The organism is Chroococcidiopsis sp. SAG 2025 (assembly GCF_032860985.1).
Taxonomy (GTDB): domain Bacteria; phylum Cyanobacteriota; class Cyanobacteriia; order Cyanobacteriales; family Chroococcidiopsidaceae; genus Chroococcidiopsis.
This window is the reverse complement of record NZ_JAOCNC010000011.1, coordinates 12134-24982: the sequence shown is the minus strand read 5'-3', so window position 1 is coordinate 24982 and position 12849 is coordinate 12134. Positions and strand designations below refer to the sequence as shown.

At 46.3% G+C, this 12849-nt stretch carries 10 protein-coding genes; 7 read left to right on the top strand and 3 right to left on the bottom strand.

All coding sequences use genetic code 11. The annotated features are described in order from the left end of the window. Position 1 precedes the first annotated feature (1 nt). The 3 genes from N4J56_RS40385 to N4J56_RS40375 all read right to left on the bottom strand — a co-directional run bounded on the left by N4J56_RS40385 (position 2) and on the right by N4J56_RS40375 (position 2690). Entirely contained in the window at positions 2 to 649 is a 648-nt protein-coding gene (locus tag N4J56_RS40385) for a sigma-70 family RNA polymerase sigma factor (RefSeq protein ID WP_317112682.1), read from the bottom strand. Positions 650 to 895: 246 nt separating this feature from the next. Beyond that, positions 896 to 2257 (bottom strand): relaxase/mobilization nuclease domain-containing protein, encoded by a 1362-nt coding sequence (locus N4J56_RS40380; RefSeq protein WP_317112681.1) that lies wholly within the window; start codon positions 2255 to 2257, stop codon positions 896 to 898. Next, a complete protein-coding gene (locus N4J56_RS40375; RefSeq protein WP_317112680.1) occupies positions 2232 to 2690 on the bottom strand; it encodes a plasmid mobilization protein in 459 nt (152 codons plus the stop codon). The genes N4J56_RS40380 and N4J56_RS40375 overlap by 26 nt, the downstream gene beginning before the upstream one ends. 411 nt (positions 2691 to 3101) lie before the next feature. On the opposite strand from N4J56_RS40375, the gene N4J56_RS40370 reads away from it, so the two are divergent. The 7 genes from N4J56_RS40370 (at position 3102) to N4J56_RS40340 (ending at position 12692) form a co-directional block, all read left to right on the top strand. After that, a complete protein-coding gene (locus N4J56_RS40370; RefSeq protein ID WP_317112679.1) occupies positions 3102 to 3545 on the top strand; it encodes a hypothetical protein in 444 nt (147 codons plus the stop codon). Continuing rightward, positions 3542 to 4273 (top strand): hypothetical protein, encoded by a 732-nt coding sequence (locus tag N4J56_RS40365; protein ID WP_317112677.1) that lies wholly within the window; start codon positions 3542 to 3544, stop codon positions 4271 to 4273. The genes N4J56_RS40370 and N4J56_RS40365 overlap by 4 nt, the downstream gene beginning before the upstream one ends. Next, the gene (locus tag N4J56_RS40360; protein WP_317112676.1) at positions 4270 to 5034 is read left to right on the top strand and encodes a hypothetical protein; all 765 of its coding nucleotides are present in this window, start codon (positions 4270 to 4272) and stop codon (positions 5032 to 5034) included. The genes N4J56_RS40365 and N4J56_RS40360 overlap by 4 nt, the downstream gene beginning before the upstream one ends. A gap of 208 nt (positions 5035 to 5242) precedes the next feature. Continuing rightward, on the top strand, positions 5243 to 7348 hold the full coding sequence (locus tag N4J56_RS40355; protein WP_317112675.1) for a helix-turn-helix transcriptional regulator: 2106 nt from the start codon (positions 5243 to 5245) through the stop codon (positions 7346 to 7348). Between the two features lie 366 nt (positions 7349 to 7714). Further along, positions 7715 to 11032: a plasmid replication protein, CyRepA1 family gene (locus N4J56_RS40350; protein ID WP_317112674.1), complete on the top strand. Its 3318-nt coding sequence runs from the start codon at positions 7715 to 7717 to the stop codon at positions 11030 to 11032. A gap of 65 nt (positions 11033 to 11097) precedes the next feature. Next, entirely contained in the window at positions 11098 to 11922 is an 825-nt protein-coding gene (locus tag N4J56_RS40345; RefSeq protein ID WP_317112673.1) for an Rpn family recombination-promoting nuclease/putative transposase, read from the top strand. Between the two features lie 509 nt (positions 11923 to 12431). After that, positions 12432 to 12692 (top strand): hypothetical protein, encoded by a 261-nt coding sequence (locus tag N4J56_RS40340; protein WP_317112672.1) that lies wholly within the window; start codon positions 12432 to 12434, stop codon positions 12690 to 12692. The last annotated feature ends 157 nt before the right edge of the window (positions 12693 to 12849 follow it).

Sequence of the window (12849 nt, the reverse complement as noted above, 5' to 3'; positions counted from 1 at the left end):
GTTAGCAATTTGTAATTTGTATATCCTCTCGGATTTGAGGAGCAAATTTTTTCAGGCAGCGGCGGTAAAAGTTATGTAATGTTGTAATTCCAATTCCCCACTCTGTGGATATATCGTGCCAAGAAACTCCCGAATACCTTCTTCTCGCTATTGCTTGAAAATTTGCTTCAGGGCGATCTTTTATATGTTCTCTAGTAAAAATCCTACCTGGGTCATTTTCTATATATTGTCTGACTTGCTCAAATAAGGATACAGGCTCAGATGACGATAAATTCTCCAAATGAGAGCTTTCCAGATTGATTTCGTTCGGCTTGCCAATAATTTTCGGAATAGCTTCGGGAAAAAAGCGTTTTGTTAGTAGCATATTTACCCAAGCCATAACTTCACCACGCTCTGGTTTATAGTTGTTAATATTGTTATCTCGACAAAGATAAAAGAAGAGATTTTGTACTGCTTCTTCATAAATATCTTCATAAGCTAGTTGAAATTGACCCTTATAGGGACGACAAAGTTTACCCGACTGCCAAATCGTGTTAACGAGCTGGGTTAAGGCTATCCGCTGTCTCTTAGTCGCGTAAGAATGTTGCTGGGCAAGCAGGACTAATTCTTTGAGTTGTGCATCTAGCGCTTGTCTCGAATCGTTACTCATCTCAAGCCGCGAATATTATTGAAGTGAGTTGCTCATCTCTATCTCTGGGCTATTAGCGCAATTCTTACACGAACTGTTATGAATTGTTACAAAACTTTTCTCCAGTCTTTAGTTTGAGGGGTTGTTGCGAACAGACTTCTAACTCCAGAGAATTCTCTCAATTTGTATGGAAAGAGCCCAAATAATCTGTTGACCGACAGTTATATTACCTGAAAAAATTGCTGTTAGTTGGATAAGAGAGCAATCCTATAAGCTTATTCCTCTGTCCCGCTCTCGTTCGGGTTTCTGCTGTTGTTGCCGCCACTGTTGTTGTCGCTGTTGTTGAAGGCTTTCCCGCTCTTGCTCCAAATGCGAGCGCACAAACGCTACTATTAATTTTGCTTCCTCCTGCGTCCAATCAACAGGGCTAGCGGCAATTATTTCTTCCACTTCTTCTACCTTTAGACCCCGATTAAATGCTCGTGCAGCAATTTGTTTGTCTCGGTCGGTAGGTAATAAGCTTTCAAGTCCACGGCTGAATGCTTCATACATTGCCATCGAATGCTTTGATTGAGGCTGGCGTGGCTGCTCGGCTTCTGGCTCTGGGTCAGTCAGGGATGGAGTGTTTGTAAGTTTGGGTGCTGGGGTGGATAAATCCTTTCCTCTATCTTGCTCGTTCGGGTGAAGCTGCATCATTTCATTGAGAGTTTTAATCAGCTTGTCATCACGCTCTGGCTCGTAAGTCACTCCTAATTCTGCTTGTATTTTCTTAAATGAATACTTATATTTATTGAGATTATTCCCCTGCTTCCATAGCAAACGGGGAGAACCATCCGAGTTTATCTGTCCAATATCAATGCCATACTTGATACCTCTTACCCCGCCGTGGCTGTAATAGCTCACTTCTGCCACGATCTGATGCTCTTGCCATAATCTGCTAATTAGTTCCGGCATTGTGGGACGATCTGCTGCAACAGCATCAATCGCACGCCGCATGATTTCTTCACCTGGAAGTCCATCCCGCTCTATACGTTCTCGTTGATTGCGAGTCATGGCTTTCTGCTTGCTCTCCCAACTGCTTTGTACTTGGGTTAGGTTAAATTCCCGCTCTAGCAGTCGGGCAGAGTGTTCGGAATGCGCGTAATTGTTCCAGGTGCGGATAGATAATCCATTCAAATTATTGACTCTGGAGGCAACAATATGGGTGTGGTCGTGTTCCTTATCTTCGTGCCGTGCTATGAAAAAATCATAAGCTGGCAGTTCTTCTGCTATGAACCGTTCGACTAACTGATTTAGCTTGGCATCGGCTATCCTTTTTTCTGGCTGTTTTACCTTGGCTTCATCGCCCTCTAGCCGAGATAGCACAACTACAGTGGCAAAGTGACGCTCGGATATTTCGGCTAATTTTTCATCGCCGAGCGCACCATCCGTCTTTGGTGCGGACAGCATTAAGTGGTAGCAGGGGTTTTTGAGTTGGGGGTTAAGATGAGCTGACAAGGTAAACTGCTCCACCAATTCGTCTGTGGTAGAACCATACATATTCCCACCAATAATTTTGGCTTTCTCCTTCTCCAGCACGTACTTGGTAGTACCGCGAAAAGATTTATTCGCTTTGGTCTTTGCAATCATCCCTCTGCCCCTCTGCTGGGATAGCCTGGGTAAGCGAAGCACGAGTTTGTTCTAAAAGTGCTGCCAATTCTTCTATTGTTTCCAAGTAGTATTTGACCGAACTGTTTAACGGCTGGCTACCAATTTTCACAGCTTCGTTGATTGCCCTGGTCTGCTGGTTTAGGTTGTTGCCGATCTTCTTTAGTTCATAGATAACTTGCCGATTAACTTCTGGGCTCACCAACTTAGATTGTGGCAAGGGATGGTCAAATAATCTGGCTCTAATGTAGTCGCTAGCCACCACTCCGCTACACCGCTGTTCTAGCCGTTGCTTCTCTGCCGCGCTCACTCTAAAAGTGATAGTTATTTCTCGCTTTTCATCAGGAATAACTGAGCGATTCTTTAGTACGTTCGCTAATTGATTGCTTAATTGACTACGCGGATCTGTTGACATAAATATCTAATTAACTGACGCGAGAACAGGGGGTTTGGGGGACACCCCCGACAAGCAATCACGCCGTCATTCGTTTACGAATGGGAGCGCGTTAGCGCGTTACGGCGTATTGCTTGCCTCTGCGAGGAGCCGGAGTCAATTGGGGGAGTGGAGTGGAGGAGCGGGGTGTGGATACCTACAGTCAAGCTGTGGGGCTGCTCGGAGAATTGTGGCTGTTCGCAGTATAACTGTGATTTGGTCACAAGGGGTACTTTTGCCCACTGTCAAGTGGGGATGTGGAACCTATTGTCGGACTAGTAGCTGTAAATAGGATACATCTACATTAATCTTATTGTTATCACAGCGGGAAATGCTTTTTGGAAAAAAGAAAAAATTGTAGGATAAATTTACCGACCCTTTGAAAGCTATTATATGCCGAGAAAGCCCAAGGCTATTAGTAAAAATAAGATTCCCGAAATTGCTGCTAGTTTGAAAGCTAAAGCCGCGACTCCTATCACCGTCACCATTGAGGAGCTAGTACGAATTCTTGCTATACCAATTCAAGAGATGTTAGATGCTGGGTACTCTTATGAGGATATCGCGGCGGTGTTTGCCGAGCATGGGGTAGAACTGGCAGCTAGTGGGATCAAAAGCTATCACAAGAAGAGCCAAAAAACTCCGCCGCAATCCGCACCTTCTGACTCGAATCAATCACCGCCAGAGCCATCGCCACAATCTGCATCATCTGAGGAGACTCAACTCCAACCTGAGATTGTAGAAGCAGAGCTGCATGAGCTGGAGGAGCCTGATGACTTACCCAAGTCTAAAGTTAGTGCTAAATCGAAATTTAACATCACTGATAGGAGGAACATTTGAAACGCATAGTGATGATTTTAGGGGGTAAGGGTGGCACTGGGAAGACCACCTTTTTGCGACTGTTACTAGATCGGTTAGTGTCCTTATCCGTCAATTATTTAGCTTACGACGCGGATACAGAAAATCCAAATTTGTACGAATACTATAAAGAGTTTGGTACTGGAGTCAGGCTGCTTAACTTTCTGGAAGTGGCTGAAGCCAAGCGCTTCTTCACCGAAGTGAAAACTGAATCTCCCGATGTAGTTGTCATGGATATGCCAGGAGCAGTCGGTAACAAGACTAGGGAAATTATCAAAAGGTTTGGTCTGTTCAAAATTGCAGCAGATTTAGGCTATCGGGTTACTTTAGTCACGGTGCTTAACCTGGACTATCCGGTAATCAATTCGCTTCGGGCTATGGTCGAGTTCTGTGGCAATTCTGCTGATTATGTAGTCGTGAAAAATCTCTGCTGGGATAAAGGGTTAGGATTTCGGCGCTGGGATGACAGCAAAACTAAGGTAGCGGTGACGGAATTAAAGGGCATAGAGATTGAAATGCCGGAACTAGAGTATTCCACTTTTGATACTCTGATTGAGCAGGGGCTACCCTATTCGGCGGCTACGGAAGAGAATGGCTTTCCTTACGGGGATTATCTACTGGTGAGTGGCTTCTTAGACCAAGCTAAGCCAGAACTGGAGAAAGCAGCAGAATATCTGGGATTGAAAATCAAAACTTCGAGAGCAAAATGAGTGAAACTAACGGTCAAAGCAACCTGTCACCACCGACGACTAATTCGAGCGATGAAAGTGAATTCCTACTGACTTCTGGTGGCATCGGAGAAATAAAAGAAGCACTGGGCAGATTATACAAAAAAGTTAATGAGTTAGAAATCAATCAAAAAGCTGAGCGATCGCAAGACAGAGCGGAGTTAAAAGCATGGGCGCAAACGAATTTAATTCAGACTCAACTGATAAGCAAACAGACAGCAGCGATCGAGCTGTTGACTGCTGTGTTGAAGAACTCCGAGAACTCCAAGCAGCAGTCAGAGCTTCACAGAGAGAACTTGCTTCAAGAATTAGCGCTCTTGAAGAATCAGTTACAGAATATGCCCAAATCCTCGCCGCAAATAGGGAGCTTAGAGCTGAAAGGGTTGAAGGCAGAAATCTTGTCGTTGAGGCAAGCTTTGAGCAGTATCCCGACCAAGTTAGAGCAGATCGACAAGAATCAGAGCGGTATAGAAAACCGACTGTTAAGCATAGAGGATCAGAAAATAATCAGCCAGATAGAGGAAGAGGGCTGGAACTATAACAGCTGGCGAAAAGCTGGTCAAACTGCCCTAGTTTTCTTGATTCTATTTTTTATTCTGTCTGGGATTGGGTCAGCAATATTCCCCCCTCGTACCCCTGCCGATACATTAGCGTATCTTCAAGAAATCTGGAATCGTACTGGTTGGGCAAATACAAAGCTCCAGCGGATTGAGAAAAAATTGGGGACGACTCCAAGGCATTAATTCCGCCTAATGTCACTAATTTAAGAGAAAATTTTAAGATGATAAGGATTTGGGATAATGAATAGAAAGGGGCAGGAAGTCAGGAAATTTTTACTTCCCAATCACGAAATGACTCCCACTCCAAAAAAGCTTTAAAACTCCCGATATTCTGTTGATTGCACTGTTCCTATTGCCATCCCTTGTAGGACATCACGGAACATAGAAAACCATGAACGACAAAAATGATGACATCTTTGAGTTTGACCCAACAAGTTTTTGGAAAGAACTACCGCAGTATGAGCGTGTAGATTATGTTTCTGCCATTAATCAAGATACAGAAGCAGTCGTACTCGTTCCAGCAGAAAAGCTGAAAATAAATAATAAACAACAAATTATTGAGCAAGTTGATAAATTTCATTCTCAATTGAATCTGTTTAAAAACAATCTTGACCCAAAACAAGTTAAGCAAACTGCCTTGTGGTTACGTAATGAATCACAACTTTTGAGTTTAGTAGCAGTTCAGTTAGCTTTTCATCTGATCAAACTATATGAGCATCTAATTAAAGTCAGGTTAAAAACAACACAAAAATTTTTCGACCCAGAGCTCCCTCCATTTACACTCATTCTCGATAAAGAAGGTAACCTGGCAGTAGTTAAGTTAAGCCTTGATGAAACAGATATGGAAAAGGTGGTTGAGCATTTAGAGAAAAATTTTGCTCCTGGATTTGAACTATATGGAACTTGGGAAGCATGTGCTCAAGATGTATTGACTGATCTCGCAGTATCAGCTTGGCAAAGAATGGAGCAAGATTTAGGTGCAGAAGCTTGCGCTAACATGAGTCCTGAGAGTCGGTATAAAACTTTTGAACGCTATCTCAAAGGGGACTCAGCCTTTTTAAAATACGAAATTTATTTGAATTTACATGAAATTTCTCAAGGAATTGTTTCAGCTATTATCAAAGGATTAGATTTACCAAATCTTACCCTAACAGATTTGGACAAGATTCTAGGATTTCAACAAGATAATGATGCAGATTCAATACCAGTTACTCAGCCTCCTTTAGCCAATCCACTTGTACCTGTTTCAACCGGAGTCCCGATAGTAAGCAGCATAATAGCTCAGTTACGAAAGGACTTGTGGCAGCAGGATACTAATAGAGTGGCTTACTTTCAGCACAAAGCAAAAGGAAACCAAAATAATTATATTGAGCATTATATTGCTAGTCCTGGAGACATTAGAAGACTTCCTTGGGAACAGGCTGAACAAATAATTGATAAATTTGGATTTAATACAGTAAAGTTGCATTTGATTTTTGCAGCTCATACGATGAACCATGTTGAACCTTGGAAAAATAAATTTACATTAAAGGGCAGTGACATTATTAAAGAACTAGGTTGGGATAGGCGAAATGACTTGGCAGCTTATGAAAAATTAAATGAAATAGCTAATACTGGTTATGCTTTGGGCTGTCTGCTGATTAAGGCTGTATGGACTGAAGGGAACGGAAAAAATCAAATTGATTGCAGTATATCTACATCACGAGTGTGGGATGTGATGGTAGACATTAGAAGTGGACAATTGCGCTTTGGAGAAAGGATAGATCGACCGCATGAAGTATATCTTACTGTTCGCCCTGGTCTTTGGTTTGAGAAGTTCTTAAATGAGGCTGGCACTAAAGCTAAGGAAGCCCTATATCAATTTGGCTATATAGCAAAGCAAGTTCTAAAGATTGACCCTTATCACGATGAACTGGCGCTGAGGCTGGCGATTCATTTGACGATGGATAGCAGGATTCACCGTAGTGGCGAGTACCGAGTAAAAACTTTGTTGGAAGCGCCGTCTGTTATGACTGGGAATGCTCTGGATTTATCCCGTAACGATAAGCGTAAAGCCTATGAGCTAAGGCAACGTTGGGATAATGCATTAAAGCTACTGATGAACTTGGGCTGGCAGATTGAATTTGATGACTCCTATCCAGAATGGCTAAGACCTGGCAGCAAAGCTAAGAAGCCTTCTGGCTGGAGAGAGGTTAAGATTATTGATTGGCTGCTGGGAGCCAAAATTACCATCAAGCCTCCAGCCCCTATCCCAGAATTACTAGCAGCCAAGATTGAACCAAAAAAGCCACAGCCAAAGCCGAAGCTAGTCTCAAATATTGGTTTAAGGGGTGACCAAATACGCAAGGCTAGGGAAGCCAAGGGTTGGACACAAAGGAAGTTGGCTGGATGGATGGGAGTTACCCAAACATTGGTTGGCTATTGGGAAAAAGGCAAACGTACCCCATCCTCAGACATGGAAGCCAAGCTGAAGCAGTTGCTGGAGATAGCCGACTAGCTGCTTGTTTCTTCTAGTTAGCAGCGAGCGCCTTATCGTGTTTTCAAGGTGGTTTTTGTTTTCAAAACAATTTGGTTTTTGTTTTCAAAAAAGTTACCCCTCAAAAATGGCTTCAAAGCTTTACTAGACGTTTGTTTTGGCTTGAAAACAAAGTCATCCGGATCTCCCGACCAAACCATCCGGATCTCCCGACCAAACCATCCGGATCTCCCGACCAGCTTTTTGCTGAAATCATGATGAAGCAGTGGTTTCAGGGTTTTGAAAACACCCTGATTAGTCTGATAAGACTAATCCACTTGAAAACAGCCGCTAAAAAAATCTGAGAAGATTTGCCCCTGTATCTCTACACCAGGGACAAAGTGCTTCATGCTCGACGACCAGCCGCCTTCCACGCTCCAGCCGCCCTACATCAACCCCCAGCACTGGCAAGAATGGTTGCAAAGCGGTGTTGCCCCTGAAATTATCTGGGACAATATCAAAAGCCTAGTTGGGACAACGCCCTACGACTACCTCTGCTACTCGGATAAGCTGGAGCGCACCAACACGGGGCGGTTAGTCTTCCATCTCATCCGGCAGTACGAGCATACAGAACAAGGCGGCTGGTGGTGTGCTGGTCTAGACCCGCTCGACAACTGGCAGCCCATGTTGTGGGGGTGCTTCAAACCCGACCGCCCTCGACTCAGCCGCAACAATGGCAAGCCCATCAAGTACGAGCATCCACCCAAAACCCCAACCCGTGCCTTTTTCCTCCAAATTCCAGATCGCCTGTGGCTAGAAATCGCCATCCGTTACGGAGCGATCGCTGCTTGTACGGAAGGGCAGTTGCATCGATTCGTCAACGACGGTACAACCACTCGAAAAAGAGACAGCTTTGAATTTTGGCAGTGGGTGCTATCGCATCCTGAAATTCCGATCGTGCTGGTTGAAGGGGCAAAGAAAGCAGGCTGTCTGTTGAGTTTAGGATACGTGGCGATCGCTCTACCTGGAATTTTCAACGGTCGGCGGGTGATGCGGGATGAATGCGGTAAGATCTGGGCTGAATCCCTCATTCCCGAATTAGAATTATTCGCTACCGCTGGTCGTCGCTTCTACTTCTGCTTCGATCGCGACACCAAACCCAAAACCATCAAAAACGTCAATCTCGCCATTCTCAAAACAGGTAAACTGCTAGAGCAAAAAGGCTGCGAGATTCACGTCATCTCTCTACCAGGACCCGAAAAAGGAGTAGATGACTTTGTTGTTGCTCAAGGCGCTGCCGCATTTGACGCTATCTACCAGCAAGCCTTGCCCTTGGTTTCCTGGCTGTGGCGGGTGAGGAAACAAGCCGAGTTAACTTACACCCCCTGGCTGCAACTAAACGTTAAAGAACTAACGCTCTTGCAACTCCCATTCGCCCCACCACAGACTGCTACAGCGCAGCAGGAGCGATTAACCCTTCCAGACTCCCCCAACGGCGGGATTATTGTCCTTGCCTCCGGTAAAGGCACGGGCAAAACCAAATTCATCAGCCGCCTAGTGCAAGATGCTCCCAAAGCGATCGCCGCCGGACACCGCATCGCCCTGATGCGTAATCTCTGCGCTCGGATGGGATTAGACTACAAAGGCGATGTAGATCGGGTGAATGGCGACTTCATCACTGGCTCGGCATACACCCTGCGCCTGGGGCTGTGCGTAGACAGCTTGCTCTCGATTAACCCAGAGAAGTTTTCCGGCTGCGTGCTAGTGATTGACGAGTTCATGCAGGTGTTTAGCCATTTACTCACCAGCTCCACCTGCAACAAAGACGGCAAACGCGCCGCCCTCCTCGCCAGGTTGCATTGGCTGATTCGGGTAGCAAGCTGGGTAATTGTGGCGGATGCGGATGCAGCAGATATCGGAATCGACTATATCCGGTCGCTGCGAGGCGCGGCAAGCCCTGTCTACTTGATTCGGAATAACTATCAAGCTTCAGGCTATCCGGTGCGCTTTCTAGACGCTGCTAGCGACGATGCGATTATCGGGGAATTACTGGCAGACATCCGAGCGGGATTGAAAATCTTTGTTGCCACCGATGCCAAGCGGGGATCGCTTGCCCTCAAGCATCTGGTCGAGACACTGGAGCAAGAGAAAACAGCCAACTTGGTTTTGATTAATAGCGACACGTCGGGGGGCGAATATGAAGTGGATTTTATTCGCAATATCAACCAGCGAGTCCTGGACGTAGATACTGTCATTGCTACCCCTAGCATGGCAACGGGAGTCAGCATTGAAGTAGAGCATTTTGATAAAGTTTACGGGCTGTTCTACGGCACGGTCACTGATGCAGATGCGGCGCAAGCCTTGATTCGGGTGCGAGATAACATTCCCCGTGTCGTCTGGTGCGCGACTGTTGGCAAGAATTTTAGCAAGGTGAGCAAGAGCGAATCCCCATTCCAATTAAAGCAAGCCCTGAAGACCCGTTGGGAGGCAGAAATCTCTGTTATCCGCACTAGTCTCAGCCCAGATCTGATTCCTGGGGTCGAAGCATTTGATTGGGACGACAACCCCCACCTAGACTTGTGGGCTAAGCTGACTGCCAAAACCAACGCCGCGATGTGGCATTTGCGGGCTAATCTGCTAGAACGGCTGCGCTACGAAGGGAATACGGTTGAAGTCGTGCGCCAGGAGAAAAATGCCCAAGTCAAAGACGCAATGGCTGAAGCTAGAAGTTTGGTAAAAGAAGAGTATTACTCCAAAGTCGCTAATGCTAAATTGCTGAATAAGTCGGAACTAGCAGCTCTAGAGCGCCAGGAGAATATTAGTCCCACTGACCAAAGAGCGATCGAAAAAACCCAAATCGCTGAATTCTACTGCGTAGAAAACGTCACCCCCCAGTTAGTCGCTTATGACAACGGCGGTAAGCGCCGAGGGCAGATCGTAGAATTGGAAGTGTTGCTAGCCGGAGCAGAAAGCTCGACCAAACGCGACCTTGATGCCCTAGAGCGTCAACTCAAGTGGGGGCATGGGGTGCTACCTTTCGACCATCCCTGCTACGAACTGCGGCGATTTGCTAGAGATGCGCTCGGATTACTGCCATTCCTCGTCCCTGGAAGGGAATGGACGGATGCAGAGCTAGAACCCTTGGGAAAGAGAGCTAGGGCGTGCAGCCGACAAGTGCAGGCATTCTTTGGCTTTTCCATTCCCAACAATCCCCTACACGCCACAAATATCTGGATTTTCCGGCGGCTATTAGAGCAATTGGGGATCGAGACAAAGGCGCGGCGCGTGGGCAGAGAGCAATCTCGCTGCGTCAGGATCGACGAATCTGCTTGGGATGAATTGCGCTCGATTTTATCAAAGCGTCAGGCTAAACGGTCAGCCCAAGCAGCAGCAACTCCTGTGGCATTGACGGACTCGTTTGATGTTGTAACCCCCCCCTATATAAATAAATCAGCGGGGGTTACAACCGGATCTCAAACCCCGATGCCAAAGCAAGAACCGCTAACCCCCCAAGCTCTCCAAACTGGGATCGAGTTGTTGGGTGAAATCGCCCAAACGGAGGCGGTAGAAAAGTTGAAAAAATTCACAAGGTGGACTCCACAACAGTTGCGGCAATTGTGGCAAGTCGTACCTAGTTGGGTGAAACAGAAAATCCGCTCCTTCGTCAACGGCAGCGGGGGACGCGCTGACATCTCGCCGTTCCAGCTAGACTGGGGGATGACGTAAGCTCTTGAATTCGCCGCCAATAGGAGCGAAAATCTAGCCAAATCTTTCGTAATCCGCTATCTAATTTGAGTTTTGACAATATCTGCAAGTACCTAGCTGCCTCGTATCCAGAGCCTTTTGTCCGCTGGCTCCTTGCCTCTAATGCCACCGACATTCAACTCCTGCCAAGCGAGCTTTCCCGCGACCCCATTCGCGCCGATGCGGTCATCCGACTGCAATCTACCAACTCTATCTTGCACTTGGAATTTCAAACCCTGCCGACATCCACTCCCCCTTTACCCTTGCGAATGCTTGATTACTGGGTGAGGCTATACCGACAGTATGAATGCCCCATCGAGCAGGTTGTCATCTTCTTGCAGGAGACAACGAATAATGCTGCCTATACTAACCAGTTAAGCGTGGGCAATACCCAGCACCGTTATCGGGTAGTGCGCCTGTGGGAGCAAGACGCTGCTCCATTACTGACCAATCCGGCTCTCCTACCTTTAGCAGTGCTGGCTCGGACGGACTCAAGCGCCGCCTTGTTAGAGCAAGTTGCGACGCAGGTAGATATGATTGAAGAACCCCAGCAACAGCGCAATATCTCCGCTTGCGTAGAGGTGTTGGCTTCTTTGAGGTTCGAGCCGGATTTAATTCGACAATATCTGCGAGAAGAACTTATGCGAGAATCTCCCATATACCAAGAAATTATTCGAGAAGGCGTGCAACGAGGAAAGCAGGACACTGTAATTCGTCTACTCACGCGCCGGATTGGAATTGTCCCCACCCAGTTGCAAGCGCAGGTTCAAAGCCTGTCTATCGAGCAATTAGATCGATTGAGTGAGGCACTGTTTGACTTTGCTAGTGCTGCCGACTTAACAGCATGGTTGCAGCAAGAGCTGATGAGATAAAGCTGAACGGTTTGGGGATTTGAGACTCAATTTTCGCGCTCGGCAAAGCGGCGAAGCGAAAGTAGTGGCATTTTCAGAAAATCGCTCGCACATCTAGCTAAATGACGGGACGCGGCTGTAAAAACTAACGACACCGTGTAGAGAAAATATATTTGTTGCAGCCCAATGGCAATCGAGCGCGTGAGTTGTGCGCTCGCGGAATCTCGGTTCGGTTACGCGCAGCCACAGCAAATTCTCTTGACACTCTCGCCCCTTGTATTGCAAAGCAGCGCTGAAGATTTATCAGATATTTGTCTCCCACTGACAACCTCTACAGTCATCGGAAATTACCAGCTGCTGGAAGTTTTAAGGGGCGCAACTGAGTCACGCCACCTGAAAGCTCAAAATTTGTGTGCTTCTTTTGGCACACAAATTCAAAAGTGTGCTAGTATTGGTAAAGTTTCTACTACAAATAGCAATAGGAGGTCATTTCCTGGTAGGCTACAAAGTTCAAAAGTGTGCTACTACTTATGCCTACCGACAATCCTCGACTCGTTGCCTATCCAGATCGCGCGCTCTACGAGCGGCTGAAGCAGTATCAGGAAGATCTAGGCTTAAAAACTCTTTCCAAAGCTGCAATTACAGCTCTGGAAGACTATTTCAGGCAGCTAGATATGCCCAAAAAAGCAGAGGACAATGAAATCGAATCAATCAAACGCGAATTGGCTCAATTGCGCCAACGCCTAGAGCAACTTTCCCAAAAAGTCGTTCGCTTGGAACAGCAGCTTTAGGAGCAGATGAAGCGCTTGCCAGCAACGAGCTAGCTATACTTTTAACACTTCATGAATTCCTTGACACTCTGCGCTCGAATTATCAGCCTCAAGGGATGATTTCATGCGGTTTTAAAAAGAGTGCAGCTAGATCTGTTTTGCATGGCGTTCCAACAGT

What these genes read in the sequence shown, in the direction of transcription:
- N4J56_RS40385 (WP_317112682.1), bottom strand. Translation starts at nt 649, where the DNA reads ATGAGTAACGATTCGAGACAAGCGCTAGATGCACAACTCAAAGAATTA.
- N4J56_RS40380 (WP_317112681.1), bottom strand. Translation starts at nt 2,257, where the DNA reads ATGATTGCAAAGACCAAAGCGAATAAATCTTTTCGCGGTACTACCAAG.
- N4J56_RS40375 (WP_317112680.1), bottom strand. Translation starts at nt 2,690, where the DNA reads ATGTCAACAGATCCGCGTAGTCAATTAAGCAATCAATTAGCGAACGTA.
- N4J56_RS40370 (WP_317112679.1), top strand. Translation starts at nt 3,102, where the DNA reads ATGCCGAGAAAGCCCAAGGCTATTAGTAAAAATAAGATTCCCGAAATT.
- N4J56_RS40360 (WP_317112676.1), top strand. Translation starts at nt 4,270, where the DNA reads ATGAGTGAAACTAACGGTCAAAGCAACCTGTCACCACCGACGACTAAT.
- N4J56_RS40355 (WP_317112675.1), top strand. Translation starts at nt 5,243, where the DNA reads ATGAACGACAAAAATGATGACATCTTTGAGTTTGACCCAACAAGTTTT.
- N4J56_RS40350 (WP_317112674.1), top strand. Translation starts at nt 7,715, where the DNA reads ATGCTCGACGACCAGCCGCCTTCCACGCTCCAGCCGCCCTACATCAAC.
- N4J56_RS40340 (WP_317112672.1), top strand. Translation starts at nt 12,432, where the DNA reads ATGCCTACCGACAATCCTCGACTCGTTGCCTATCCAGATCGCGCGCTC.